31 protein-coding genes and 1 tRNA gene are annotated in these 24265 nt (G+C 59.5%); all 32 read left to right on the forward strand.

The features are described from left to right. Positions 1 to 139: 139 nt before the first annotated feature. The 32 genes from ACFPB1_RS04125 to ACFPB1_RS04280 all read left to right on the forward strand — a co-directional run bounded on the left by ACFPB1_RS04125 (position 140) and on the right by ACFPB1_RS04280 (position 24258). The gene (locus ACFPB1_RS04125; protein ID WP_379222184.1) at positions 140 to 1390 is read left to right on the forward strand and encodes a Glu/Leu/Phe/Val family dehydrogenase; all 1251 of its coding nucleotides are present in this window, start codon (positions 140 to 142) and stop codon (positions 1388 to 1390) included. Between the two features lie 62 nt (positions 1391 to 1452). Continuing rightward, positions 1453 to 2151 (forward strand): glutamic-type intramembrane protease PrsW, encoded by a 699-nt coding sequence (gene prsW, locus ACFPB1_RS04130; protein WP_379222186.1) that lies wholly within the window; start codon positions 1453 to 1455, stop codon positions 2149 to 2151. 67 nt (positions 2152 to 2218) lie between these two features. Then, the gene (locus ACFPB1_RS04135) at positions 2219 to 2377 is read left to right on the forward strand and encodes a hypothetical protein (protein WP_379222188.1); all 159 of its coding nucleotides are present in this window, start codon (positions 2219 to 2221) and stop codon (positions 2375 to 2377) included. A 102-nt stretch (positions 2378 to 2479) separates the two neighbouring features. Next, positions 2480 to 3820 carry a germination protein YpeB gene (ypeB, locus tag ACFPB1_RS04140; protein WP_379222190.1) on the forward strand — a complete coding sequence of 447 codons (1341 nt, stop codon included), beginning with the start codon at positions 2480 to 2482 and terminating at the stop codon, positions 3818 to 3820. 106 nt (positions 3821 to 3926) lie between these two features. Continuing rightward, a complete protein-coding gene (locus ACFPB1_RS04145; protein WP_379222192.1) occupies positions 3927 to 4577 on the forward strand; it encodes a flagellar brake protein in 651 nt (216 codons plus the stop codon). 126 nt (positions 4578 to 4703) lie between these two features. Continuing rightward, positions 4704 to 4880, forward strand: a complete 177-nt coding sequence (locus ACFPB1_RS04150; protein WP_379222194.1) for a hypothetical protein — start codon at positions 4704 to 4706, stop codon at positions 4878 to 4880. Between the two features lie 133 nt (positions 4881 to 5013). Beyond that, a complete protein-coding gene (gene cmk, locus ACFPB1_RS04155; RefSeq protein ID WP_379222196.1) occupies positions 5014 to 5715 on the forward strand; it encodes a (d)CMP kinase in 702 nt (233 codons plus the stop codon). Between the two features lie 3 nt (positions 5716 to 5718). Next, complete coding sequence (locus ACFPB1_RS04160) at positions 5719 to 6294, forward strand: lysophospholipid acyltransferase family protein (protein WP_379222198.1); 576 nt, start codon at positions 5719 to 5721, stop codon at positions 6292 to 6294. Between the two features lie 107 nt (positions 6295 to 6401). Then, a complete protein-coding gene (gene rpsA / locus ACFPB1_RS04165) occupies positions 6402 to 7670 on the forward strand; it encodes a 30S ribosomal protein S1 (RefSeq protein ID WP_379222200.1) in 1269 nt (422 codons plus the stop codon). A gap of 159 nt (positions 7671 to 7829) precedes the next feature. After that, positions 7830 to 8459 carry a hypothetical protein gene (locus tag ACFPB1_RS04170; RefSeq protein ID WP_379222202.1) on the forward strand — a complete coding sequence of 210 codons (630 nt, stop codon included), beginning with the start codon at positions 7830 to 7832 and terminating at the stop codon, positions 8457 to 8459. 2 nt (positions 8460 to 8461) lie between these two features. Continuing rightward, positions 8462 to 9400, forward strand: coding sequence for a YIEGIA family protein (locus tag ACFPB1_RS04175; protein ID WP_379222205.1), 939 nt, complete (start codon positions 8462 to 8464; stop codon positions 9398 to 9400). Further along, positions 9393 to 9578 carry a capping complex subunit for YIEGIA gene (locus ACFPB1_RS04180; RefSeq protein WP_379222207.1) on the forward strand — a complete coding sequence of 62 codons (186 nt, stop codon included), beginning with the start codon at positions 9393 to 9395 and terminating at the stop codon, positions 9576 to 9578. The genes ACFPB1_RS04175 and ACFPB1_RS04180 overlap by 8 nt, the downstream gene beginning before the upstream one ends. Before the next feature lie 147 nt (positions 9579 to 9725). Continuing rightward, the gene (gene der / locus ACFPB1_RS04185; protein WP_379222209.1) at positions 9726 to 11048 is read left to right on the forward strand and encodes a ribosome biogenesis GTPase Der; all 1323 of its coding nucleotides are present in this window, start codon (positions 9726 to 9728) and stop codon (positions 11046 to 11048) included. 145 nt (positions 11049 to 11193) lie between these two features. Continuing rightward, a complete protein-coding gene (gene plsY / locus ACFPB1_RS04190) occupies positions 11194 to 11793 on the forward strand; it encodes a glycerol-3-phosphate 1-O-acyltransferase PlsY (protein ID WP_379222393.1) in 600 nt (199 codons plus the stop codon). Positions 11794 to 11805: 12 nt separating this feature from the next. Beyond that, a complete protein-coding gene (locus ACFPB1_RS04195) occupies positions 11806 to 12828 on the forward strand; it encodes an NAD(P)H-dependent glycerol-3-phosphate dehydrogenase (RefSeq protein WP_379222211.1) in 1023 nt (340 codons plus the stop codon). Between the two features lie 102 nt (positions 12829 to 12930). Then, the gene (locus tag ACFPB1_RS04200; RefSeq protein WP_379222213.1) at positions 12931 to 13212 is read left to right on the forward strand and encodes a stage VI sporulation protein F; all 282 of its coding nucleotides are present in this window, start codon (positions 12931 to 12933) and stop codon (positions 13210 to 13212) included. Positions 13213 to 13389: 177 nt separating this feature from the next. After that, on the forward strand, positions 13390 to 13569 hold the full coding sequence (locus tag ACFPB1_RS04205) for a DUF2768 family protein (RefSeq protein WP_379222215.1): 180 nt from the start codon (positions 13390 to 13392) through the stop codon (positions 13567 to 13569). A 44-nt stretch (positions 13570 to 13613) separates the two neighbouring features. After that, positions 13614 to 13910, forward strand: a complete 297-nt coding sequence (locus ACFPB1_RS04210; RefSeq protein ID WP_379222217.1) for a 2Fe-2S iron-sulfur cluster-binding protein — start codon at positions 13614 to 13616, stop codon at positions 13908 to 13910. A gap of 17 nt (positions 13911 to 13927) precedes the next feature. Further along, the gene (locus ACFPB1_RS04215; RefSeq protein ID WP_379222219.1) at positions 13928 to 14503 is read left to right on the forward strand and encodes a hypothetical protein; all 576 of its coding nucleotides are present in this window, start codon (positions 13928 to 13930) and stop codon (positions 14501 to 14503) included. Positions 14504 to 14533: 30 nt separating this feature from the next. Continuing rightward, complete coding sequence (locus ACFPB1_RS04220) at positions 14534 to 14881, forward strand: 2Fe-2S iron-sulfur cluster-binding protein (protein ID WP_379222222.1); 348 nt, start codon at positions 14534 to 14536, stop codon at positions 14879 to 14881. 15 nt (positions 14882 to 14896) lie between these two features. Continuing rightward, positions 14897 to 15628, forward strand: a complete 732-nt coding sequence (locus ACFPB1_RS04225; RefSeq protein ID WP_379222223.1) for a hypothetical protein — start codon at positions 14897 to 14899, stop codon at positions 15626 to 15628. A 336-nt stretch (positions 15629 to 15964) separates the two neighbouring features. Next, the gene (gene spoIVA / locus ACFPB1_RS04230; RefSeq protein ID WP_379222225.1) at positions 15965 to 17443 is read left to right on the forward strand and encodes a stage IV sporulation protein A; all 1479 of its coding nucleotides are present in this window, start codon (positions 15965 to 15967) and stop codon (positions 17441 to 17443) included. A 323-nt stretch (positions 17444 to 17766) separates the two neighbouring features. Further along, a complete protein-coding gene (locus ACFPB1_RS04235; RefSeq protein WP_112882614.1) occupies positions 17767 to 18042 on the forward strand; it encodes an HU family DNA-binding protein in 276 nt (91 codons plus the stop codon). Positions 18043 to 18207: 165 nt separating this feature from the next. Continuing rightward, positions 18208 to 18284 (forward strand) — tRNA-Pro (locus ACFPB1_RS04240). 121 nt (positions 18285 to 18405) lie between these two features. Then, complete coding sequence (mtrB, locus tag ACFPB1_RS04245; protein WP_379222228.1) at positions 18406 to 18630, forward strand: trp RNA-binding attenuation protein MtrB; 225 nt, start codon at positions 18406 to 18408, stop codon at positions 18628 to 18630. 77 nt (positions 18631 to 18707) lie between these two features. Beyond that, on the forward strand, positions 18708 to 19241 hold the full coding sequence (locus tag ACFPB1_RS04250) for a hypothetical protein (RefSeq protein WP_379222230.1): 534 nt from the start codon (positions 18708 to 18710) through the stop codon (positions 19239 to 19241). 79 nt (positions 19242 to 19320) lie between these two features. After that, entirely contained in the window at positions 19321 to 20193 is an 873-nt protein-coding gene (locus ACFPB1_RS04255; RefSeq protein WP_379222232.1) for a heptaprenyl diphosphate synthase component 1, read from the forward strand. Positions 20194 to 20204: 11 nt separating this feature from the next. Next, entirely contained in the window at positions 20205 to 20924 is a 720-nt protein-coding gene (locus tag ACFPB1_RS04260) for a demethylmenaquinone methyltransferase (protein WP_379222234.1), read from the forward strand. After that, positions 20921 to 21796, forward strand: a complete 876-nt coding sequence (locus tag ACFPB1_RS04265; RefSeq protein WP_379222236.1) for a UbiA-like polyprenyltransferase — start codon at positions 20921 to 20923, stop codon at positions 21794 to 21796. Before ACFPB1_RS04260 ends, ACFPB1_RS04265 begins: the two co-directional genes overlap by 4 nt. Next, positions 21790 to 22425, forward strand: coding sequence for a UbiX family flavin prenyltransferase (locus tag ACFPB1_RS04270; RefSeq protein ID WP_379222238.1), 636 nt, complete (start codon positions 21790 to 21792; stop codon positions 22423 to 22425). The genes ACFPB1_RS04265 and ACFPB1_RS04270 overlap by 7 nt, the downstream gene beginning before the upstream one ends. Beyond that, complete coding sequence (locus ACFPB1_RS04275) at positions 22415 to 23290, forward strand: menaquinone biosynthetic enzyme MqnA/MqnD family protein (RefSeq protein ID WP_379222240.1); 876 nt, start codon at positions 22415 to 22417, stop codon at positions 23288 to 23290. The genes ACFPB1_RS04270 and ACFPB1_RS04275 overlap by 11 nt, the downstream gene beginning before the upstream one ends. Continuing rightward, positions 23287 to 24258 (forward strand): polyprenyl synthetase family protein, encoded by a 972-nt coding sequence (locus ACFPB1_RS04280; protein ID WP_379222243.1) that lies wholly within the window; start codon positions 23287 to 23289, stop codon positions 24256 to 24258. The genes ACFPB1_RS04275 and ACFPB1_RS04280 overlap by 4 nt, the downstream gene beginning before the upstream one ends. Positions 24259 to 24265: the final 7 nt, after the last annotated feature.

The following is a 24265-nucleotide window of genomic DNA, read 5'->3' on the forward strand; positions in this document are numbered from 1 at the left end:
TTTGTTACTGAAAGCATCAGCAGCGGATATCCGCGCGTCTGGTGCTTTTTGTTTATTCCGGCACGGCCCTCCGGACAAACCGATCGCATAGCCGGCTTCGCGCCCGATCATACTGAAGGAAAAGGCGGTGGACATTTCCATGACAGCTATGGATAACAATGACGTATTGACCTCGACGCAAATCGTGATCGAAGAGGCGCTCCGCAAAATGGGCTACGGCGATGACATGGTCGATTTGCTGAAGGAACCGATGCGGGTGCTTGCTGTGCGCTTCCCAGTCCGCATGGACGACGGCAAAACCCGCGTCTTCGTCGGCTATCGGGCCCAACATAACGACGCCGTCGGCCCGACTAAAGGAGGCGTGCGGTTTCATCCAGACGTCAACGAGGCGGAAGTCAAGGCGCTGTCGATCTGGATGAGCTTGAAATGCGGCATTGCGAACTTGCCTTACGGCGGCGGCAAGGGCGGCGTCATTTGCGACCCCCGCAAAATGTCTTTCCGCGAGCTGGAGCGGGTGAGCCGCGGCTATGTCCGGGCGATCAGCCAGATCGTCGGGCCGACCAAAGACATTCCGGCGCCGGACGTCATGACGAACGCGCAGGTCATGGCTTGGATGATGGACGAATACAGCCGCATCCGGGAATTCGACTCGCCTGGCTTCATAACGGGCAAGCCGCTCGTGCTCGGAGGCTCGCACGGGCGGGAGAGCGCCACAGCGCGCGGCGTGGCCATCATGATAGACGAGGCGATGGGGAAGCTCGGTATCCCGCTGCAAGGTTCCCGCGTCGTCATCCAAGGCTTCGGCAACGCAGGGAGCTACCTGGCCAAGTTCATGTATGATGCCGGCGCGAAAGTGATTGCTATTTCCGATGTGCACGGCGCATTGTATAATGAACAAGGACTGGACATCGACGAACTGATGGACCGACGGGATTCGTTCGGGACGATCACCAACTTATACAAGAACACGATATCGAACGACGAACTGCTGGCGCTGGAATGCGACGTGCTCGTGCCGGCTGCGATCGAGAACCAAATAACGGCAAGCAATGCGGACCGGATTCGTGCTAAAATCATTGTGGAGGCCGCGAACGGCCCCACGACGATTGAAGCGACCCGCATCGTGACGGACCGCGGTATTCTGCTCGTGCCGGACGTTTTGGCAAGCGCGGGCGGCGTCATCGTTTCCTATTTCGAATGGGTGCAAAACAACCAAGGCTACTATTGGACGGAAGAAGAGGTCGACGCCAAGCTGCGGCTCATGATGGTTCGCGGTTTCGAAAGCGTGTATGAGCTGCATCGCACGAAGAAAGTCGACATGCGTCTGGCCGCGTACATGGTCGGCGTTCGCAAATTGGCGGAAGCGGTTCGCCTGCGGGGATGGGTATAAGGAGACGGTTGTCCGGTCTCCATCCCGGCGGATCGGCTTCCTTCTGGAAGGTGACACGGATAATGCTGCTTTTTTCGATATTGACGGCCGCGGTCGCTCCGGGCATCGCGCTGTTGACTTACTTTTATTTGAAGGACCGCTACGAGGCGGAGCCGATTCATATGGTTATCCGGGTTTTTCTGATGGGCGTGCTGATCGTGCTTCCTATCATGGTCATTCAGCGAGGACTCCAGCTCGGCCTCGGAAGCGGGCCGGTCGTGTTTTCGTTCGCCGTCTCGGCGGGCGTCGAAGAGCTGATGAAGTGGTTCGTCCTCTACCATATCATATATAATCACACGGAATTCGACGAGCCGTACGACGGCATCGTCTACGCGGTCGCGATCTCGCTCGGCTTCGCCACGGTCGAGAACGTGCTCTACGCGGTCTTCCAGCCGATGACGGTCGGCTCGCTCCTGATCCGGGCGCTGCTGCCGGTATCCGGCCATGCGCTGTTCGGCGTCACGATGGGCTACTACCTGGGGAAGGCCAAGTTCGCGAACGCGTCCCAGCTGAAACTGCGCTTCCTGATTCTCGCGGCCTGCCTGCCGCTGCTTGAACACGGTCTATACGACTACATCATGGGGTCCGGCTCGACCTATTGGGCTTGGTTCATCCTGCCGCTCATGGCCTACTTGTGGTACAAGGGCGTGCGCCGGATCAATCGGGCGAACGCGCGGTCGCCGTTCAGGCTGATCAGCCGCGAGGAAGAGGTTAAGCTGTAGCATTTCCGTCCATACTAGGTAAAAAACGCCAGCCCGGACTGGGCCGGCAGCCTAGGGGAGGAACGCCATGGAAACGGCTCGCGTGAAAATCGCCATCCGCTGCAATCTGTGCGGGGAGAAATTCGTGCTCCGCGGACGCAGGGACAAGGACCGGATCGACACCGGCTTCAAGCAGTGCCTGTGCAACAACGTCGACGACTTCGATATTGAAGAATTGGCGATGTAGCGCGGCGCGGCAGACGCAAGGAAAACTTCGCCAAACATGCATAAAGCTCCTTTCGGCAAACCAAACTAACACCAGGTTTTGCATACGAAAGGAGCTTTTGCTATGTATCGTCGCTTAAGCGCGGTGCTATTCCCGGTCATGACGCTGTTCTTCATCGGCTCCCTGTACTGGGGATATCAGGAGCACCAAGAGAAAAATTCCATCTTAATCAAGGCCGAGAGCCAATATCAGCGCGCCTTTCATGATTTGTCGTACCATGTCGATCAGCTGCACCGCCAGCTCGGGAACACGCTGGCCGTGAACAGCGCGTCGCAGAGCTTCCAGCGCAAAGGGCTGGTGAACGCCTGGAGGCTGACGAGCGAGGCGCAGAACGAGGTCAACCAGCTTCCGCTGACGCTGCTGCCGTTCAACAAGACGGAAGAATTCCTGTCCAAAATCGCGAACTTCTCGTATAAAACGTCGGTCCGGGATTTGGGCAAGCAGCCGTTGTCGCCCGACGAGTTCAAGACGTTGAAGACACTGTACGCGGACTCGGCGGACATCTCCAAATCGCTGAACGGCGTGCAGGAGAAGGTCCTGGCGAAGAACCTGCGCTGGATGGACGTCGAAATCGCGCTCGCCTCGGAGAAATCGAACCGCGACAACACGATCATCGACGGCTTCAAGACGGTGGACAAGAAGGTCGGCGAATACCCGGAAATCAACTGGGGACCGTCGGTCGCGAGCATGTACCAGAAACGGACCGTCACGATGCTCGGCGGCAGCAAGAGCACCCTGGCGGAGATCCGGGAACGCGCCGCCAAATTCCTCGGTTTAAGCGCGGAGCAGGCGAAGCAAATCCGAGTCGTCGAGAACGGCAAGGGCACGGAGTACGCCTCCTTCTCGGCCACGTATAAGGCGAACAAAGCGGATAATCCGATCGAGATCGATTACACGCAGAAGGGCGCCAAGCTAATCTGGTTCTCGAACCCGCGCGACATCGGCAAGCCGACCGTCAGCATCGAGCAGGCGAAGCGCAAAGCCGGCGAGTTCCTGAAGAACCACGGCTACGAAGGCATGAGGCCGATTTCCTACGACGACGGCCGCAGCGCGGCGGTCTTCACCTTCGTCGATACCCAGGACGGGGTGCTCATCTACCCCGCCAAGCTGACCGTCAAGATCGCGCGCGACAACGGCGACGGCGTGGCGATTCAAGCCGGCGATTACGTGTACGAGCACCGCAAGCGGAAGCTGCCGAAGGCGAAGCTGACGAGCGCGCAGGCGAAGGCGGCGCTGAATCCCGACTTCAAGGTGAGCCGGCAGCAGATGGCGTTGATCGACAACGACGCGGACAAGGAAGTGCTCTGCTACGAGTTCGTCGGCAGAATCAACGGCTCGGTTTACAAAATTTACATTAACGCCGACAGCGGCGTCGAGGAGTCCATCGAACAGCTGCCGGCCTGATTGGAAGGGCGCGCGTCCCGGGACGCGCGCCCTTTTCGCGTGCCCGCCTCCCTCCCCAAATTTCGACAGGCTGTGCTATAATCATGCGATGGGGGGAGGAAAGCCGATGCTGCCAACGATCAATCAGTTCCTATACTTGCAAGTCGCGTCGTCTGACGAAGAAGAAGCCGCGCTGGAGTACAAGTCCAGAATCGCGGACAGCTCTGCGGACGAGCTGCTCATCGACGTTCCGATATTGGAAGGGACGGGGCGGTACAAGCGGCTGTATCTCGGGGACGAAATTTCCGCGTATTACATGACGCAGGAGGGCGTAAAGCACTATTTCAATTCGCACGTGCTGGGCTTCAGGGAAGACGCCGTCAGGCTGGTCCGGATCCGCAAGCCGGAGCCCGATTCGGTCACCAAAGTTCAGCGCAGGCATTTCCTGCGGGTAGCGGCCGAGCTCGAGATCGCGATCACGCTATCGGGCAGCGTGCGATTCATCGGTGTGACCGACGACGTGGGCGGCGGGGGCGTTTCGTTCATGGCGGATGCCAAATGGCCGATCAAGCCGGGAACGGAGCTCGACTGCTGGCTGCTCGTGCCGTACCGGAACGGATCGGTCGACCATGCCCAGTTCAAAGCGGAGGTCATTCGGGTGAAGCTCGAGAACGGCAAACGCCAAATCATGGCAAAGTTTGCGAAGATCGCGGACAGCGAGCGGCAGCGCATCATCCGCTTTTGCTTCGAACGGCAGCTCGATTTCCGGAAACAATAATTCCGGCATCCGGAATGAATAAGGATTCCTTTCGTGGAAAAACTAGCCTTATCCGAGGCTCGTCCATGCGGCAGGATCAGGCTGCGGCACGCCTGGCGAACAGCGCTCGGACAAGGAGGCGACGACATGCCGCGTAAATCCCAGAAGGACTATTTGGCCCTTGCCGACCGGGTGACCCGGGCGCTTAAGATTGCCGTGATCGCGCTTCTCGCCGCGCTCGCGATCAGTCAGCTGGCGCTCCAAATTCCGCAGGTGCGAATGTGGGTCACGGGCGTGGACCGGCTCGAAGGCACGCCTTTTTAACAGGTTTGCGTTCTTTGCACTTCCTCGGCGGCTGTGGTATAATTTTTAGTATCGCAGGCAATGCCTGCTTTTTTAATGACGATTACAGCATGGTGGCAGCCGCTGCCCGACTTTCAAGGAGGTCAAACACCGCTTGGGCAAGAATGGGGGAACCATCAGCGGCCGCATTAACGTGGCGATCGACGGACCGGCAGGCGCCGGGAAGAGCACCGTCGCCCGCAAAGTCGCTGAACAACTGGGTTACATTTACATTGATACAGGCGCGATGTACCGGGCTGTCGCTTACGCGGCGATCGGTGCAGGCATCACCCCTGACGATTCGGACAAGCTGGGACGGCTCGTTCAGACGTTGAACATCGTGCTTGCGCCCGGCGGTGAAGGACAGACGGTATGGCTGAACGGCGAGAACGTCACCGCTGCAATCCGAACGCGCGAAGTGACGCTGATCGTTTCTCAGATCGCCTCCCACGAGGCCGTGCGGCTGAAACTGGTGCAGCTGCAGCGGGAGCTGGCGGACTCGAAGGGCATCGTCATGGACGGCCGAGATATCGGCACGCACGTGCTGCCGGACGCCGAAGTGAAGATTTTTCTCGTCGCCAGCGTGCAGGTGCGGGCGCTCAGACGCTATCAGGAGCTGAGCGGCAATGAAGCCGTGCCGCTGCAGCAGCTGGAGCGGGAGATCGCGGAGCGGGACCTTAGCGACGAGCGCAGGGAAATCTCGCCGCTGATTCGCGCGGAGGACGCGGTCGTGATCGACAGCACGGATCTGACGATCGATCAAGTCGTCGCACGAATTCTGGACTTATGCCGAACCAAAACGGTGGAGGCGAAGTAAACTATGCTATATAGCATTTGCCGCAGCCTGCTGCGGATCATTTACGCCGTCTTGTTCCGTTTTGAAGCGACCGGCTTGGAGAACATCCCGCCGACCGGTCCCGTCGTCCTCTGTTCGAACCATATCAGCCTGCTCGATCCGCCGACCGTCGGCACGCCGGTGAACCGCAAGGTGCACTATATGGCGAAGGCGGAGCTGTTCGCCGTCCCGCTGTTCGGCCCGTTCATCCGGTCGCTCGGCGCCTTCCCGGTCAAGCGGGGAGGGGTCAGCAAGGAAGCGATCCGCACCGCGATCGGCCTGCTGAAGGAAGGCAAAGTGATGGGAATCTTCCCGGAAGGTTCCAGATCGGCGGGAGACGGCGCGGGCAAGAAGGGCGCGGCCATGATCGCGCTGCGAAGCGGCGCAACGGTCATTCCGGTCGCCATCATCGGCAAGTACAGGATTTTCCGCAAGATGAGCATCAAGTATGGCAAGCCCATCGATTTGTCGGCCTTCATACAAGATTCTTCATCCGATGCGCTGGAGCAAGTGACCGATGTCATCATGCGCGAGATCCGCAACATGGTCAAAGCAGGGTAATCATTTCACGTTATTCATGTTTTAAACGGTGGGCCGGTTGAACGCGTTTCAAACAACGGCTTCACGTTTAAATAAAGTTGGGGTATGAATTGAGGAGGTTATTTCAAATGTCAGAAGAAACAAAAGTTCAAGAATCCGCGTCCGCGGAAGCAATCAGCCAAGATGCTTTGGATAATTTCGTGTCCTTGAAAAAAGGGGACATCGTGAATGGTACGATCGTCAAAATCGAAGATAACCAAGTGACCGTTAGCCTTGGATATAAATATGACGGCGTTATTCCACTTCGTGAACTTTCCTCGGTTCAAATCGACAGCGCGGCGGACGCCGTGCAGGTCGGCCAAGAAGTACAGCTGAAAGTCGTCAGCATCGACGACGAGAAAGAGCGCCTCGTGCTTTCCAAGAAAGCGATCGACAGCGAGAAGGCTTGGGATGTGCTGCAGGCGCAGTTCGAAGCCGGCGAAGTGCTCGAAGTCACGGTTGCGGACGTCGTGAAGGGCGGCCTGGTCGTCGACGTGGGCGTACGCGGCTTTATTCCGGCTTCCATGGTTGAGCGCCACTTCGTTGAAGATTTCAGCGACTACAAGGGCCGCAAGATCCGCGTGAAAATCAAAGAAATCGACCGCGAAAACAACAAAGTCATCCTGTCCGCGAAAGAAGTGCTGGACCAGGAGTTCGAACAAAACAAGCAAACCATCATCGGCGGCCTGCAAATCGGCCAAGAAATCGACGGTACGGTTCAACGCCTGACGCCGTTCGGCGCGTTCGTCGACATCGGCGGCATCGACGGCCTGGTCCACGTATCCGAGCTGTCTTGGCAGCATGTAGCGCATCCGAAGGATGTTGTTTCCGAAGGCCAATCCGTTCGCGTCAAGGTACTTAAAGTCGATCCAGCCGCGGGCAAGATCAGCCTCAGCATCAAAGCGGCGCAACCGGGTCCTTGGGAAACGGCGACGGGCAGCTTCAACATCGGCGACATCGTAACGGGTACCGTCCGCCGCATCGTAAGCTTCGGCGCGTTCGTCGAGATCGCTCCGGGCGTCGAAGGCCTCGTGCATATCTCGCAGCTGGCACACCGCCACGTGGTTACGCCGAACGAAGTGGTGAAAGAAGGCCAGGAAGTCAAAGCGAAAATTCTCGACTTCAATCCAGGCGAGAAGCGCGTCAGCCTGAGCATCAAAGAAACGGAAGAAGCTCCAGAGCAGCCTGCCCGTTCCGAAAGAGAACACGGCGAGCGCGGAGACCGCCGCGACCGCGGAGACCGCCGCGACCGCGGTCCGAAAGTGGAGCTGAACAACCCGAACGTCAGCCTCAGCAACGAAAGCATGAGCTTCACGCTGGCCGAGCGTTTCGGTGACAAGCTAAGCAAATTGAAATAATCGATTCCATCCGGGATCGGCATCACAAACCGCTCGTTTCGCAGCTATTGCTGCGGAACGTGCGGTTTTTTTATGTCCAGGTCAGCCGGTCCGGCGGACTCCCCTGGGGTTAGAGCCCGGGCCGAAAGCGCATAATAAGGGCATACGGAGGGATCAGGCATGAACGACGGCTTCATAGCGATATGGCTCTTATCGATGGCGGCGATACTCTATTTCACGGGCTGGGAGCGGCAGGTCGCGGATGGGCTGCCGCTCCGCGTGCTCGGCCCGTTCCTCGGCGCGGCAGGTGTGCTGCACGCGATGTCCGTCACGGTCCGCGACCAAGCCGAGATGACCGGAAGCGCCGCGCTCGCGATCGGCACGGCGCTCGTGCTCCTCGTGAGCATGCGGAAGCCCGGCGCGATCCTCTTCACGCTCTTCTCCGCGCTGCTTACTGGCTTCATGTGGATGTGGATGGGCTACATCTACAGCATGGATCCCGTGTTCGTGGCCGTGCATCCGGCTTGGGACGGCCCGCTGCTGGCCGGACTGTTCGCGGGCTTGCTCGCGGATCGCTTCCGGAGCCACTTCGTCATCTCCGTGCTCGCCGCCGTCATCGCGCTCGGCAGAGCCTATCTGGGGCCGGCGGCGCATGACGGCCTGCTGTTCATCGGGTCCTCAGCTTGGTGGGACGGCTTGATTATCGCCTTGACGGCCGCAAGACTGACGTCCGCCGTCAAGACGTTCATAAAAGACAAGACGCTTGGCGTATTCGACGGCCGATCCGGCGAACAAGGAGGCAGCTCGTAAACATGTGGGAACATCTATGGACGCACTTAAAGTCCGGCCAGCCGCATCACGTGGTGTATGGCATCATGCTCGGCGTAGCGTTCGGCCTAGGCTCCCGGCTTATGATGCTGCGGACGGATTACCGGCAGTACCCTACATATCCCCATGGACGCATCATTCATATCTCACTCGGCGTCATCGCCGCCGCGCTCGGCGCCGTGGCCGTGCCCGCGCTGTACAAAAAGGATTTTACCGCGATTACGTTCCTGACGCTCGCCGCCCAGCAGTTTCGCGACGTACGCAATATGGAGCGCCAGACGCTGTCCAAGATCGACAGCATGGAGCTTGTCTCGCGGGGATCGACGTATATCGAAGGCATCGCGATGGTGTTCGAAGGCCGGAACTATCTCGTCATCCTGACATCGCTGCTCACGAGCCTCGCATCCTTGGCGCTCGGTTTGCCGTTCGGCGTCGTTATGGGATTCCTGGCGCTCCTGCTCGTCTATCGGCTCAAGTCCGGCAAGTCCCTCTCCCACATCGCGCGCGCTGAGATTGCGGACGTGAAGGTCGACGGACCCGATCTGTACGTCGGCGACATCTACATTATGAATGTGGGCTTGTCGTCCGATCAGCAGATCATCAAGGAGCGGGGGCTAGGGATCATTCTTCATCCGGTCAATCCGAACGCTAAGGCGCCGCTCAGTAACTTAGGCCAGCGGCAGGCAATTTTGTTCGACCTCTCCACGATCCTCGGCGTCTATCGGGACGACGGGGAGCCCGCGCTCGTGCCGATGGCGAAGCTGGACATGAAGGACGGCCGGCTCGCGGTCTTCCTGCTGCCGCAGGAGAAGGACGCGGAGAAGGCGAAGGCGGTCGTGCAGCGGGTGCCGATTCTGGAATCCGCGGTGCGCATGCCGACCGAAGCCGGCGTAAACCGGGGAGAGGAGCGGCAGCATGGCTAAAATCGTGGCCATCGTCACGGACAGTCGCGACCGTGTCGGGGGCGGCGCGCCGATATTCGTCGAAAGCGACAAAGCGAAGCGCGAATCGACGGCCTTCCTCCTCGAGAAAATTTTGGACGCCATCGCGCATGACATGAAGGACGGCAACTTTCTTCTAGTCGACCACAGCGCGGAATGAAATGTTAGCCATTCCCGCTGTTTTTTGCTATGATGATAGGCGTGAGTGTGGGAAAGCCCCTTCATTATCGATGCCATTCAGCAGCGATCGACGAACACACGCTCATGACAACGGTGCGAAACCGTTTAAATATTAAGGAGTGAAACTATGTCTAAACCCATTATCGCCATCGTTGGGCGGCCTAACGTGGGTAAGTCTACGATCTTCAACCGGATCATTGGTGACCGGCTGGCCATCGTAGAAGACAAGCCTGGCGTCACGCGCGATCGCTTGTACGGAACCGGCGAATGGAACGGCCGAGCGTTCAGCATCGTGGACACCGGCGGCATCGAGATCGACGGCGAAGACGAGATCATGAAGTCCGTCCGGATGCAAGCCGAGCTCGCGGTCGAGGAAGCCGACGTCATCATTTTCATGGTCGACGCAAAGGCCGGGCTGACGCACGCTGACGACGAAGTAGCCCAAATGCTGCTTCGCTCGCGCAAGCCGATCGTCGTCGCCGTCAACAAGGTCGACAATTTGAATCGTAGAGACGATATCTATGAATTCTATAATCTCGGATTCGGCGAGCCGATCGCAATTTCGGGCTCGCACGGCATGGGCATCGGCGACCTGCTGGACGCGGCCGTCGAGAAGCTGCCCGAGCTCGAGGACGAACCGTACGACGACGACGTCATCCGCGTCGCGCTCATCGGCCGTCCGAACGTCGGCAAGTCATCGCTCGTCAACGCCCTGCTCGGGGAAGAACGGGTCATCGTCAGCAACGTGGCGGGCACGACCCGCGACGCCATCGACACCCCGTTCGAACGGGACGGGCAGAAGTACGTGCTCATCGACACGGCGGGGATGCGCAAGCGCGGCAAGGTGTACGAGACGACGGAGAAATACAGCGTCATGCGCGCGCTCAAGGCGATCGAGCGGGCCGACGTCGTCCTCGTGCTCATCAACGGCGAGGAAGGCATCATCGAGCAGGACAAGCATATCGCCGGTTACGCGCACGAAGCGGGCAAGGCGGCGATCTTCGTCGTGAACAAATGGGATGCCGTCGAGAAGGACGACAAGACGATGCACCAGTTCGAGCAGAAGATCCGCGACCACTTCCTGTTCATGACGTACGCGCCGATCATCTTCCTCTCGGCGCTGACGAAGCAGCGGCTGCACAAGCTGCTCCCGGTCGTCGTGAACGTGTCCGAGCAGCACGCGATGCGCATTCCGACGCATCTGCTGAATGACGTCGTCTCGGACGCGATCGCAATCAACCCGCCGCCGTCCGACAAGGGCCGGCGCCTGCGGATCAACTACGCGACGCAGGTGGCCGTCAAGCCGCCGACGATCGTGCTGTTCGCCAACGATCCGGAAATGATGCATTTCTCGTATGAACGGTACTTGGAAAACAAAATCAGGGCCGCCTTCCAGTTCGAAGGCACGCCCGTACGGATCTTCACCCGAAAAAAATCCGACGAAGACTAGGTCGGCGCGCAAGCGCCATGAAACCCCTAACTTCGCCGATCAAACGAAGCTGGTGCCCGAGCCGTGGGGGCACCAGTTTCCCTGTCACCGCAAAGAAAGGGCCGTCCGGCGGCCCGCTTAGGACAACGTTGAAAGAGGCGAGATTATCTTGGTCACCGTGCTGCTAGTACTCATCAGTTATTTATTAGGTTCGGTTTCGTTCAGCATCCTTATTGCCAAATGGGTGAAGGGGATCGACATCCGCAATTACGGAAGCGGCAATGCCGGGGCGACGAATACGCTCCGCGTGCTGGGCAAAGGCCCGGGCATCGTCGTCTTCCTGCTCGACATCGCGAAGGGCGTCGTCGCCGTTATCCTCGGACGCTACGTCGCCGGCGGCGACTGGGGACCGGTGCTGTGCGGACTGGCCGCGATCGCTGGACATAATTGGCCGGTCTGGTTCGGCTTCAAGGGCGGCAAGGGCATCGCCACGACGATCGGCGTCATGGCGACGCTCGCGATCGTGCCGGCGCTGATCGCAGGAGCGGTCGCCATCGCGTCGATCGCGATCACGCGCTTCGTATCACTCGGTTCGCTGATTTTCGCCCTGCTGCTTCCGATCTTCATCTGGAACTTCGGCGACCAGCCGCATACGTACGTGTGGGCGAGCCTTGTCGTCTGCCTGCTGGCGTTCGTACGCCACCGGACGAACATCGTCAAACTGCTGCAGGGCAAAGAGAACAAGCTCGGCGCTAGAAAAGGGTAAGGAGGCGCGCATATGACGGAACGTAAAGCGGCGGTGCTCGTCGCCGGCAGCTGGGGAACGGCGCTGGCCGCCGTGCTGGCGGATAACGGGTATGCCGTCGCCTTGTGGACGCGCAACGAGGCGCAAGCCGAAGAAATCAACACGCGCCGGACGAACGGCCGTTACTTGAAGGATGCGGAGCTGCCGGCGAACATCGCGGCGACGGCGGACATGGCGCAAGCGGTCGGCGGGGCGGAACTCGTGCTGTTCGTAGCGCCCTCCGTCGCGATGCGGGACGTGGCGAAGCTGGCCGCGCCGCATATACGCGAGGACGCGGTCGTCGTGCACGCGACGAAGGGCTTCGAGTCCGGCACGTACAAGCGCATGACGACGGTGCTCGCCGAAGAGCTGCAAGCCGGAGCGGATCGGCTCGTCGTCCTCTCGGGCCCGAGCCACGCCGAGGAGGTCGTCCGCCGGCTGCCGACGACCGTCGTCGTCGCGTCCACGAGCCTGGACGCAGCCGAATTCGTGCAGGACGCATTCATCACGCCGCAATTCCGCGTCTATACGAACAAAGACGTCGTCGGCGTCGAAGTCGCCGGCGCGATCAAGAACATCATCGCCCTCGGCGCGGGCCTGTCGGACGGCCTCGGCTTCGGCGACAACGCCAAGGCGGCGCTGCTGACGCGCGGCCTGGCGGAGATCAGCCGGCTCGGCATCGCAATGGGCGCGAACCCGCTCACGTTCGCGGGACTCGCCGGCGTCGGCGACCTCGTCGTCACGTGCACGAGCCGGCACAGCCGCAATTGGCGCGCGGGCGCGATGCTGGCGGAAGGCACGTCGCTGGACGACGTCCTGACCCGGATGGGGATGGTCGTCGAAGGCGTCCGGACCACGAGCGTCGCGCGCGAGATCGCGCAGCAGTACGGCGTGGAGATGCCGATCACGGAACAGCTCTACCAGGTGCTGTTCGCGCAGAAGCCGGCGCGTGACGCGGTCGAAACGCTGATGGGCAGAGGCCGCACGCACGAGACCGAAGAATCCGCGGGCATATAGCCTACACCAACATTGGCCCTTCTTCATAAACTGCTAGCAGCAACCTGTCGCAGGTGGCTCGCGAAAGTTTTTACGCCGTCAGAAGCGTGAAGGAGGGAAACGATGAGCGGCAAGAAAGATTTAGCCAAGGACGTCTTGAGCGCCGTGAACAAGAAGACCGGGAAGAACATTACCGAGAACGCGGTCAAGAAGCTTGCGAACGGCGTCAATGAAAATACGATGCAGGACGAAGATGAACTGCGGAAGCTAATTAAATCCGTCTCGGCGATGGCCAAAGTCCCCGTTTCGGAAAAAACGATCAACGACATCGTGGGCGCCGTCAAGAAGAGCGGCATGAATGTCAACAACATGGAAATGCTGATGAAGCTCATGCTCAAGAAGTAACGCTTCGGACTTCCGAAACAGGCGACCGGCATTGCCGCGTGCAGTGCCGCCTTCGCTTTGGGCGGGAGTCTTTTTTTCGAGGTACGCCCTTCGCTTACCCGGCGCCAAAGTAGCCCATTCATCGCCGCTGGTGTATAATAAAACGAATATCGGGTGTACAAGGTGGTAGAAGTTGTCATGGATCCAATGATGAAGATGTGGGTGTCGCTCGTGGGCATCGGCTTGATGGCGCTGGCTGCCGTTCTGGTGACGCTGGCCCGCTTTAAGACCAAAGGATTTTTGCGGATGGCGCTGTCGCTGACCGCGTTTCTGTTCCTCGTAATCGGCGGATTTCTCGGACTGATCTCCATCATGTAGCCGCACACAACGAATTTTCGGAGAGAAGAGAGGAAGATGGGCCGATGCTGGAATTGAAGAGCCGCACGAAGAGCGTGACGGTCGAAGCGGAAGCGGGCTTGACCCTGCTCGACGCCGCGATCAAGCATAATGCGGACTGGGCGTTCTCCTGCACGCGCGGAACATGCGCCAGATGTCGCTGCCTGGTTGAGGAAGGCGCGGAATTTCTCGAGGAGGTCACGGACGAGGAGTGGGACCGTCTGGAGCCGGAAGAACTGGAGGAAGGCTACCGGCTGGCCTGCCAAACCGTCGTGAAAGCCGGGGCCGGCTTTATCAAAGCGGCGAACCGGCCGTATTTTTAATGGAAGGGCGGATAGCGATGGACAACGCCGAGCCGCTCCTTCAAGCGATCGAAGTCATCGCCCGCGCCGTGGCGCCTACCGGCGCGCAATGGCTGATCGGCGGCAGTACAGGGCTGCTGCTGCGGGGGCTGGAGCTTACGGTGCCGCCCCGGGACCTGGATCTTTACGCGGACGACGAAGCGGCCGGCATCATGCACGAGGCGCTTCGCGCTTACGCAGTGGACGAACCGCAATTAAGCGTGAGCCCGATCTATCGTTCGGTGCTCAGCCATTATAACGTGTCGGGCGTACAAGTCGAGCTGGTCGGCGGGTTTGTCGTCTCGTCGGGCTTGAATCGTTACGCCGTGGAAGTCGAGGACGTGCTGAATCCGCTGCGGACGCCGGTTGCGGCCGGCCCATATACGGTCGGCGTGGCGCCGCTGGCGCACGAGCTGTGGTTCAACGTCCTGCGGGCAAGAGATGACCGGGTGGCGCCGATCGCCGCTCGCATGCGGAAGGAACATGGCCTTCATACGGATGCCCTCAGGCTGATCGCCTCCAGGAACCGCTTGTCTGCGGAAATGCAGCAACACGTATCGCAGCTATTGAGATAATCGAGATGAACCAGGGAAGCAGGGATTCCGGTGAATGTGGAAATTACGTTCCTTCCTTCCGGACGAAGCGTTACGGTGCGCGCGGGCACGACCGTGCTGGATGCGGCCAGAAGAGCAGGCGTGCCGATCCGCACGCGCTGCGACGGCAAGGCGGCCTGCCTGATGTGCAAGGTGGCGCTGCCCCACAGTTCGGCCGGGCTGACGCCGCCGAACGATAACGAACGCCGCAAGCTGGCGGGACTCGACCGCATGGGGACAAGGCTCGCTTGCCAGACCCGGGTATTCGGGCGCGCCATCGTCGAAGTGCCGGAAGATCCGTTTCGCGCCGCCGTCCGGAAACAGATGATGCGCCAAGCGGAAGACGATGAATTATGGTAGGAGGATAATCGGATCATGAAAGGCTTTAGAAGCGCGGCGGCGGCCCTCCTGCTCGCCTGCACGGCCGTTCTGTTGTCCGGCTGCCTGTATCCGCGGGACCGGCTGGAACAGAACCAGAAGCCGCCGAAAGACGCCATTTTAAACGTACAAACGATCGTCGATCAATTTCAGAAGGATACGGGGCTCCTGCCGATCCAGAACAGCGACGAGCAGACGCCGGTTTACGAGAAGTTCAAAGTCGACTTCGACAAGCTGCAGCGGATGAACTATATGTCCGCGGTTCCGGCTTCGGCATACGAGAAGGGCGGAAGCTACTACTATCTCGTGATCAACGAGGAGACGGACCCGACCGTCAAGCTGATGAATCTCGTAATCTATCAGAAGGTCAACGATCTTCAGGCGTCCGTCAAAGCCTACGCCGGCGCGCACGGAGGCAAATTGCCCGCCGGGCAGCAACTGTATCCATCGTTCGCGGCCATCGACTTCAAGGCGCTTGGCGTCAAAGACCCCGAGCAGCGAAGCGTCTTTACGGGCAGCGTGCTGACGGCCATGATGGACCCGGACGGCGTCGTCTACCTGGATTACGGCCCGGATCTCATGCAGCAGCTGGGCAAGCTCCCAAGCGGCGAAAAGCCGGATCCGAACGCGGATCTGCGGACGCTGCTCGTCGACGGCTCGGATTTCGTGCCGGTGAAATCGCCGCTCTACAAGCTGGTGAACGGCGAGCCTAGAGCCGTCCTGAAATAGCCCAAGCTCCCATCGCGCATTGACTTGCTCCTGCCCCCGCGGCAGGAGTTTTTTGCCGTCCAGGCATAGCTGCGGCTGCGCTCTCATATATCTCAATCTTGGAAGGTCAATCCGCGCAAAGCTCGCGAAAATCGAAAGATTTCACTCTCCGGTCGTCATAAACATGAGACAGTCGCAATAAGCTATTACTAGTCCAAAATCATGTACGAGTTGCGTCGCTTGCTATAGGCCATCGGCAGGCGGGTAGCGGCGAAACCTGACGACAACCACCAGGAGGAAAGCAGCAGTTACGGTACGTCCATGTACAGGCGAATTACGATTGGGAGGGGATATTCAGTGGAGAAAGTGGACATTTTCAAGGACATTGCCGAACGAACCGGCGGGGATATTTACCTCGGCGTCGTCGGTGCGGTCCGCACGGGCAAATCAACCTTCATCAAGCGGTTCATGGAGACGGTTGTGCTGCCGAACATCACGAACGATGCCGATCGGGTGCGCGCTATTGACGAATTGCCGCAAAGCGCCGCGGGCAAGACGATCATGACGACGGAGCCGAAATTCGTGCCGAACCAGGCCGTGCAGCTGCGCGTGGCCGAAGGGCTCGACGTCAACATCCGGCTGGTGGACTGCGTCGGCTATGCCGTCGTCGGCGCCAAGGGCTATGAAGACGAGAACGGCCCGCGGATGATCACGACGCCGTGGTTCGAAGAGCCGATTCCGTTCCAGGAGGCCGCGGAGATCGGCACGCGCAAAGTCATTCAAGAACATTCCACGCTCGGAGTCGTCGTCACGACGGACGGCACGATCGCCGAAATTCCGCGCAGCTCGTATATCGAAGCCGAAGAACGCGTCGTGAACGAGCTGAAGGAAGTCGGCAAGCCGTTCGTGCTGATCGTCAACTCGACGCGTCCGAAGAGCGACGAAGCGCTTCAACTGCGCAGCGAGCTGCAGGCGAAGTACGATATCCCGGTCATCACGCTCAGCGTGGCGTCCATGGGCGAAGAAGAAGTCATGTCCGTGCTCCGCGAGGTGCTCTACGAGTTCCCGGTTCACGAAGTCAACGTCAATCTCCCGAGCTGGGTCATGGTGCTGAACGACAACCACTGGCTGCGCACGAACTACGAGAATTCCGTCCGCGACACGGTCAAGGACATCCGCCGTCTGCGCGACGTGGACCGGGTCGTCACGCAATTCATGGAATACGAGTTCATCGCGAGGGCCGGTCTGAGCGGCATGAACATGGGCCAGGGCGTGGCGGAAATCGACCTGTACGCGCCGGATGAGCTGTACGACCAAATCCTCATGGAAGTGGTCGGCGTCGAAATCCGCGGCAAGGATCACCTGCTGCAGCTGATGCAGGAGTTCGCCCATGCCAAGCGGGAATACGACCGGTTCGCGGAAGCGCTCGAGATGGTCAAGACGACGGGCTACGGCATCGCGGCCCCGACGCTGGCGGAGATGGCGCTCGACGAACCGGAGCTGATCCGGCAGGGCTCCCGCTTCGGCGTCCGCTTGAAGGCGACGGCGCCGTCCATCCACATGATCCGAGTCGACGTCGAGTCCGAATTCGCGCCGATCATCGGCACGGAGAAGCAGAGCGAGGAGCTTGTGCGCTACCTGATGCAGGACTTCGAGAACGACCCGATCAAGATCTGGGAGTCGGACATTTTCGGCCGGTCGCTCCATTCCATCGTCAGAGAGGGCATTCAAGGCAAAATCGCCATGATGCCGGACAACGCCCGCTACAAGCTGCAAGAGACGCTCGGCAGAATCATCAACGAAGGATCCGGCGGCCTGATCGCCATTATCCTGTAAGCGCGAAGAGGCACGCAGCCGGCGTGTCTCTTTTTGCGTTGTCCGGATATCCGAGATTCCTTTCATTGTCATTTCCTCCGGGAAACGCGTCCGAAATGCGATGAAACCGCGCAAAATCCGGGATTCTTCCGTGGAAACGCGCGATTCCTCTTGAAATCGGATAGGCAACTGTATTACTATAAATCTGTTCTAGGTTCACTATGCAGGAATTGCACATACCGGAATTTCTTCTCACCGTCGCCTTCAGGTATAAATTCCGGGGTTTCGGTAAAACAGAATGATAATGATGTGCCTTTTAACTGCCGACGGGGGAGGTGAAAGAAATGAACAAAACGGAACTGATTGCGAAAGTAGCCGAATTGACTGACCTTTCCAAAAAAGATGCGTCCAAGGCGGTTGACGCCGTATTTGACGTGATCTCCGACACGCTGCAAGGCGGCGACAAAGTTCAGCTGGTAGGCTTCGGCAACTTCGAGGTGAAAAGCCGCGAAGCGCGTAAAGGCCGCAACCCGCAAACGGGCGAGGAGATCGACATCCCGGCCAGCAAAATCCCGTCTTTCAAAGCCGGTAAATCTCTGAAAGACCTGGTTTCCAAATAAGGAACGGCCAAGCGCCGTTGGACGACGCCCGAATGCTTGCGCATTCGGGCGTTTCTCGTTCCGGGACGGCCCTCTTTTTTGCCGGATCCGGTCTATTGACAAGTGTAAGCATTTCCAGTAGACTGATTTTTGCGGTTCCCGATTAGGGGCGGCCGTAAGACTTGTCGGGTGTTAGCTCAGCTTGGTAGAGCGCTACCTTGGGGTGGTAGAGGTCGCCAGTTCAAATCCGGTACACCCGACCATTTCTCATACGCAAGCGACGGCTGCCGTCTCGAATGCCAAGTTCGGGGGCAGTTTTTTAATACCGGGGCTTTCGCGCGTTTCGTTTTGCAAGATTCACCGAGTTAGAGGAGGCCAATCAAGATGTCGGACCGGAATGACGAATACATCGTCGTGAAAGCCAAGGCGCAAGGGGTGCAGGTCATCGGCCTGACGCGCGGACAGGATACGAAATTCCACCACACCGAGAAACTCGACAAAGGCGAAGTGCTCATTTGTCAGTTCACGGAACATACGTCGGCGATCAAGATTCGCGGCAAAGCGACCGTTGTGACCAAACACGGCACGGTGGATACGGACGTCGAGTGAAAAGCAGGCATAGCCTGCTTTTTTAGTTTGTACACTAAAAGAAGCAGGATATTCTGTATGTGAAGGACGGATGCCTCATGCCGCAATGGAAAGGGCTGCTCGCGGCCTGCGCCGCGACGCTTGCCGTCACGCTGCTCATCACCGCGCTGCCGGCGGCCGACCGCCGGATGAAGGAAGGGGCGGGCGAGGTCTCCGTCTTCCGGCCCGTGCCGATCAAACGGCTCAGTTCCGACACCATCGTCGATACGATGCTCACTTTGAATTTGTCGCTGAAGGTGAAGAAGGTCGCATGGAACGGTTCCGTGCTCACCGTGGATTTAGCGGATGAACAAGATGGGAATGCTGTGGACACGGGGATGGACGATCTGCGCCGTCTCTTCGAGTTCGCGTTTAACCGCACCGACAACGTGAACCGGGTGCTTGTCCGCTTCGTGGCGCCGCTTCAGGCGGAGTCGGACGAAGCGCGGAGCGACGTCCGGGTAGTCGCGGCGGTGGACGTCCGGCGCACGGACGCCTGGTTGTCCACAGAACTGTCAAACTTAAGCGCCGCGAGGCCGTTTCAGGACGAAATCTGGCGCCAGCGCTTGCGTTTGTCGGGGGCGCGGTTGTAGCGAAACGCCAAACATAGTGCTATAATTATTTAGATTATAAAGCAGCTAACCATGTGCTGTTTGTCCGGAGGCTAAGCCAATGAAACCTTACAAAGTTCCCGAGATCGCCAAAAAGTACGTCGAGTACGATATGATTCAAACCCATACGGAGCTGCCGGAGTTTCCCGATTCCCGGGCCAGGCTGCTCTTTACGTTTCTTTCGAATCAACGTACGCCGCTGCTTCACAGCGAACTGTACACCTTGGTCGTCTCGCTGGTGCAGCTGGGCATGGACACGCACGACTTGATCGACGAATCGGGACGCGTGGCCGAGAAGGAAATGCGCTCGCGCCAGTTGAAGGTGCTCGCAGGCGACTACTACAGCAGCCGGTTCTACCAGTTGCTGGCCCAGGCCGGCCAAGTCGGCATGATCCGCCGGATCAGCAACGGCGTTTGCGAAGTGAACCGATTGAAGGTTAATTTCTACATGAAGATGAAGCAGCTGAGGCTAACGGCCGAGGATTACCTGAACCAATGCGCGCAAATCAAGACGGAGCTCTTCACGGTCTTTACGGATATTTTGGACGACCGGATGGCACGCGTCTGGACGGAATTGCTGCAGGGAATGGGCCGCTGCGAGGTCGTGCTGGACGAGCTGAATCGCAGCGAGAAGCCGGAGCGCTTCGGCGGCAGCTGGGGCTATTGGCATGTGCTGGACGTCGGGACGGACGAAGAGAAGCGCAAGCTGGCCGACGAGCCGCAGGAACCTTCGTTCGCGGCGTCGTTGCTCGCGGCGTACGATATCCGCGCGGAGCTGGCCGAGAAGCTGAGGCAGTCCGTCGCGGCCGTGCAGTCCGTCATCGCGTGCCTGGATTCCGACAAGCTCGTGCGCGAACTTCAGCAGATCGGAGAGACGTTCCTGCGTCCGCTCCTCCCGGCGGCCTCGGCTTCCGCCCTCAACGAGAGAAGGTAAGGTGACAGACTGTGCAATCCAAATCGAAAGAACAACACGTTCACGACGTGTTCGAGAGCATCGCGCCGAAGTACGACCTGATGAACGACCTGCTCAGCTTCCGCAGGCACAAGGCATGGCGCGCATTTACGATGCGCAAGATGAACGTGCAGCCGGGGCAGACCGCGATCGATCTGTGCTGCGGCACCTGCGATTGGACGATCGCGCTGGCCCGCGCCAGCGGCAGCGGCGGGATCGTCGGTCTCGATTTCAGCCAGAACATGCTGGACATCGGCGCCCGAAAGGTTCGCAAGGAAGGGCTCGACCGGCAGATCTCGCTGCACCAGGGCAACGCGATGGCGCTTCCGTTCGAGGACAACCGCTTCGACTTCGCGACGATCGGCTTCGGTCTGCGGAACGTGCCGGACCTCGAGCAAGTGCTGCGCGAAATGATGCGCGTCGTCAAGCCCGGCGGCCAAGTCGTGTGCCTGGAATTGTCCAAGCCCATTTGGCAGCCTTTCAAATCGGTCTATTATTTTTATTTCGAACGTATTTTGCCGGCGCTCGGCAAGCTGTTCGCCAAACGGTACGAGCAGTACAAATGGCTTCCGGAATCGCTCAAGGCGTTCCCGGATTCCAACCAGCTGGCGGATAAATTCCGTGACATCGGTCTCCGAAACGTGCATGCTTATCCGCTGACGGGAGGCATCGCGGCATTACACACGGGGACGAAGGGAACGGACAAGGGATGATACGCAAAACTCGCATTATATTGGAAATGATCAAGGTCGAACATACGGTATTCGCGCTGCCGTTCGCCTTCATGGGTGCGCTCATCGGCGCGACCATGATGGAGCACCGGCTGCCGGGCTGGGCGGAAATCTTCTGGATTTTGCTCGCAATGGTCGGCGCCCGCAGTGCGGCGATGGGCTTGAACCGGGTCGTTGACCGCGTGATGGACGCCAAGAACCCGCGCACCGCGAAACGGGCGATTCCGGCCGGGCTGCTCAAAGCCGGCGAAGTCGCCGTGTTCATCGCGGTGTCCTTTGTCGTGCTGTTCATCGCGGCTTCGCAGCTCAATTCGCTCTGCGTGAAGCTGATGCCGGTCGCGGTGTTCTTCCTTGTGCTCTACTCGTACACGAAACGGTTCACCTGGCTGTGCCACGTGGTGCTCGGCATCACGATCGGACTCGCACCGCTCGGCGGCTGGATCGCCGTGACCGGCTCGGTCGAGCCGGCGGCCTGGGTGCTCTACGGCTCGGTCGTCTGCTGGCTGGCCGGCTTCGATATCATTTACGCTTGCCAAGACTTCGAGTTCGACCGCCGCGAAGGCGTCTACTCGATTCCGGCCCGCTTCGGCCTGGCCGGCGGCCTGAAGATTGCCCGCGGCTTTCATTTTCTAACCGCGATCGGATTCATCTCTTTATACTGGTTAACGGATCTAGGCTGGATTTATTTGATCGGCGCGATCGCGTCGGTCGGCTTCCTCTGGTACGAGCATATGCTTGTGAAGCCTGGCGACATCAGCCGGGTGCAAACGGCCTTCTTCACGATGAACGGCTGGCTCAGCATTACGATGTTCGCGTTTACGCTTCTTGATTTGGTGGTGCTGCATCCATGGTAAACGAAACGAAAGACGCCCTGCGCAAGCGCTGGGTCGTTGGCATAACGGGCGCGAGCGGCTCCGTCTATGGCATCCGGCTGATCCGCAGCCTGCTCGATTGCGGCGTCGACGTGCATCTCGTCGTGACGGAAGCGGGCTGGCGGGTGTTGAAGGAAGAGCAGGGCTGGGACACGACGAAGCGGCAAGCCGCGCTGGCCGCGCATTTCCCCGAAGCGGCGGAATCGCGGGCGCTGACGCTGCATCCGAACGCCGACATCGGCGCCTCCATCGCCAGCGGCTCGTTCCGCGTGGAAGGCATGATCATCGTACCGTGTTCCATGGGGACGCTGGCGTCGATCGCACACGGCATCTCAGATGATTTGATGACGCGCGCCGCGGATGTTATGCTGAAGGAAAGCCGCAAGCTGCTGATCGTCCCGCGGGAGACGCCGCTGCACGCCATTCATCTGGAGAACATGCTGACGCTGGCCAAGCTCGGCGCCAAAATCATCCCGGCGATGCCGGCGTTCTATTACGGCCCGCAGAGCATGGACGAGATGGTGAACTTCATGGTCGGGAAAGTGCTGGATCAAATTCCGCTGGAGCACGAGCTGTACAGAAGATGGGGAGATGATCGGCATGGAGACTAACCGCCCGATTACGGTCGGCCGCATCGACTACGCGAACGTATGGCCGATCTTCCATTACGCGGAGGAGCAGCTGCCAACGGACCGGTTCCGCATCGAGAAGCGGGTACCAGCCGCGCTCAACCGGGCTTTGAAGCAGGGCGAGATCGACATTACGTCGATGTCCTCCTTCGCCTATGCGGAGCATGCGGACCGTTATCTGCTGCTGCCGGACCTGTCCGTCAGCGCGAAAGGCCGCGTCAATTCCATCCTCTTATTCTTGAAGAAACCGCTCGAAGACGTGCTGACGGGACGGATCGCCATGACGGCGACCTCCGCGACCTCGGTCAATCTGCTCAAGATACTCATGAAGCTGTATTACCGGGCCGAGCCGTCCTACGTCACGATGGAGCCTTCGCTGGACGACATGCTGGCCGAAGCGGACGCCGCGCTGTTGATCGGCGATACGGCCATCCATGCTTCCTGGGCCAATAAGCAGAAGGATAGAGGGTTGACCGTCATCGATCTCGGGGCGCTCTGGAACAGCTGGACCGGCTACGGCATGACCTTCGCGCTGGTCGCCGTCCGCAAGGAAGTGGCCGAACGCGATCCAGGTGCGGTGGCGGACGTGCTTCGCGCTCTGACGGCGAGCAAGGAGCGGAGCCTGCGCGACCTGAAGCCGCTGGTGAACAAGGCGTGCGCGCAGCTAGGCGGCGAGCCTTCGTATTGGAACCGCTATTTTCAAGAGTTACACTACAATTTCAGATCGGACGAGCAAGCGGGCCTGTCGTTGTACTTCGATTACGCGCACCAGCTGGGACTGCTGCCGCACGAAGTACGGATGCGCTTTTTCGAGGACCACGCCGCTCTTAAGGTGAAGAACGAATGAAACTACTGGACATTTACGCCAAGATGAAAGGCGACTTGGATACGATCGAGGGCCAGCTGGCGCGAAGCGTTACTTCGGAGCACGCGCTGCTGACCGATACCTCCACCCATTTGCTTAAAGCCGGCGGGAAGCGCATTCGCCCCGTGTTCGTCCTGCTGTCCGGGAAGTTCGGCACGTACGAGCTGAGCGTGCTGGAGCGGGTGGCGGTACCGCTCGAACTGATCCACATGGCGTCGCTCGTGCACGACGACGTCATCGACAACGCCGAAACCCGGCGGGGCCAGCTGACGGTCAAGTCCAAATGGGACAACCGGATCGCGATGTATACCGGCGATTATTTATACGGCAAAGCCCTCGCCTTCATGACGGGGCTGGAAAACCCGCAGATCCACCAAATCCTGTCAAACGCCATGGTGCAGATGTGCATCGGGGAAATGGAGCAGATCCGCGACTTCTTTAATACGAAGCAGTCCGTCCGCAATTACTTGCTCCGCATCCGCCGCAAGACAGCGATCCTGCTCGCGATCAGCTGCCAGCTTGGCGCGATCGCCGCGGGCGCGGACCGCAAAATCGCGAACGCCCTGTACCGGTTTGGCTACAACGTCGGCATGGCGTTCCAAATTCGCGACGACCTGCTCGACCTGCTCGGCACCGAGAAGCAGATCGGCAAACCGCCGGGCTCGGACATCCGGCAGGGCAACATCACACTGCCCGTGCTGCTCGCGCTGCGGGAGGCGAACGCCGAAGAACTGCAGGCGGAGATCGACCGCATTCAATCCACTAACGGAGCAGGGGATACGAAGCGCGCGTTGAACATCATACGGAAGAGCGCCGGCATTGCGGTCGCCGACGAGCTGGCGGCGCGATACATTGCCAAGGCGATCGGCGCGCTCGCCGGGCTGCCGAACATTCCGGCGAAGAAGAATTTGACCGATATCGCGCATTTCGTGGGAAAACGAAACTATTGAACGCGCC

Origin of the sequence: Paenibacillus sp. GCM10023250 (assembly GCF_042653205.1) — a bacterium.
Lineage (GTDB): Bacteria > Bacillota > Bacilli > Paenibacillales > Paenibacillaceae > Paenibacillus_Z.

What these genes read in the sequence shown, in the direction of transcription:
- ACFPB1_RS04160 (WP_379222198.1), top strand. Translation starts at nt 5,719, where the DNA reads ATGCTATATAGCATTTGCCGCAGCCTGCTGCGGATCATTTACGCCGTC.
- ACFPB1_RS04250 (WP_379222230.1), top strand. Translation starts at nt 18,708, where the DNA reads ATGCCGCAATGGAAAGGGCTGCTCGCGGCCTGCGCCGCGACGCTTGCC.
- ACFPB1_RS04195 (WP_379222211.1), top strand. Translation starts at nt 11,806, where the DNA reads ATGACGGAACGTAAAGCGGCGGTGCTCGTCGCCGGCAGCTGGGGAACG.
- ACFPB1_RS04235 (WP_112882614.1), top strand. Translation starts at nt 17,767, where the DNA reads ATGAACAAAACGGAACTGATTGCGAAAGTAGCCGAATTGACTGACCTT.
- der (WP_379222209.1), top strand. Translation starts at nt 9,726, where the DNA reads ATGTCTAAACCCATTATCGCCATCGTTGGGCGGCCTAACGTGGGTAAG.
- ACFPB1_RS04175 (WP_379222205.1), top strand. Translation starts at nt 8,462, where the DNA reads ATGTGGGAACATCTATGGACGCACTTAAAGTCCGGCCAGCCGCATCAC.
- ACFPB1_RS04200 (WP_379222213.1), top strand. Translation starts at nt 12,931, where the DNA reads ATGAGCGGCAAGAAAGATTTAGCCAAGGACGTCTTGAGCGCCGTGAAC.
- mtrB (WP_379222228.1), top strand. Translation starts at nt 18,406, where the DNA reads ATGTCGGACCGGAATGACGAATACATCGTCGTGAAAGCCAAGGCGCAA.
- ACFPB1_RS04270 (WP_379222238.1), top strand. Translation starts at nt 21,790, where the DNA reads ATGGTAAACGAAACGAAAGACGCCCTGCGCAAGCGCTGGGTCGTTGGC.
- ACFPB1_RS04210 (WP_379222217.1), top strand. Translation starts at nt 13,614, where the DNA reads ATGCTGGAATTGAAGAGCCGCACGAAGAGCGTGACGGTCGAAGCGGAA.
- rpsA (WP_379222200.1), top strand. Translation starts at nt 6,402, where the DNA reads ATGTCAGAAGAAACAAAAGTTCAAGAATCCGCGTCCGCGGAAGCAATC.
- ACFPB1_RS04150 (WP_379222194.1), top strand. Translation starts at nt 4,704, where the DNA reads ATGCCGCGTAAATCCCAGAAGGACTATTTGGCCCTTGCCGACCGGGTG.
- ACFPB1_RS04280 (WP_379222243.1), top strand. Translation starts at nt 23,287, where the DNA reads ATGAAACTACTGGACATTTACGCCAAGATGAAAGGCGACTTGGATACG.
- ACFPB1_RS04255 (WP_379222232.1), top strand. Translation starts at nt 19,321, where the DNA reads ATGAAACCTTACAAAGTTCCCGAGATCGCCAAAAAGTACGTCGAGTAC.
- prsW (WP_379222186.1), top strand. Translation starts at nt 1,453, where the DNA reads ATGCTGCTTTTTTCGATATTGACGGCCGCGGTCGCTCCGGGCATCGCG.
- ypeB (WP_379222190.1), top strand. Translation starts at nt 2,480, where the DNA reads ATGTATCGTCGCTTAAGCGCGGTGCTATTCCCGGTCATGACGCTGTTC.
- ACFPB1_RS04275 (WP_379222240.1), top strand. Translation starts at nt 22,415, where the DNA reads ATGGAGACTAACCGCCCGATTACGGTCGGCCGCATCGACTACGCGAAC.
- ACFPB1_RS04125 (WP_379222184.1), top strand. Translation starts at nt 140, where the DNA reads ATGACAGCTATGGATAACAATGACGTATTGACCTCGACGCAAATCGTG.
- ACFPB1_RS04205 (WP_379222215.1), top strand. Translation starts at nt 13,390, where the DNA reads ATGGATCCAATGATGAAGATGTGGGTGTCGCTCGTGGGCATCGGCTTG.
- ACFPB1_RS04180 (WP_379222207.1), top strand. Translation starts at nt 9,393, where the DNA reads ATGGCTAAAATCGTGGCCATCGTCACGGACAGTCGCGACCGTGTCGGG.
- ACFPB1_RS04225 (WP_379222223.1), top strand. Translation starts at nt 14,897, where the DNA reads ATGAAAGGCTTTAGAAGCGCGGCGGCGGCCCTCCTGCTCGCCTGCACG.
- ACFPB1_RS04145 (WP_379222192.1), top strand. Translation starts at nt 3,927, where the DNA reads ATGCTGCCAACGATCAATCAGTTCCTATACTTGCAAGTCGCGTCGTCT.
- ACFPB1_RS04215 (WP_379222219.1), top strand. Translation starts at nt 13,928, where the DNA reads ATGGACAACGCCGAGCCGCTCCTTCAAGCGATCGAAGTCATCGCCCGC.
- ACFPB1_RS04170 (WP_379222202.1), top strand. Translation starts at nt 7,830, where the DNA reads ATGAACGACGGCTTCATAGCGATATGGCTCTTATCGATGGCGGCGATA.
- ACFPB1_RS04135 (WP_379222188.1), top strand. Translation starts at nt 2,219, where the DNA reads ATGGAAACGGCTCGCGTGAAAATCGCCATCCGCTGCAATCTGTGCGGG.
- ACFPB1_RS04265 (WP_379222236.1), top strand. Translation starts at nt 20,921, where the DNA reads ATGATACGCAAAACTCGCATTATATTGGAAATGATCAAGGTCGAACAT.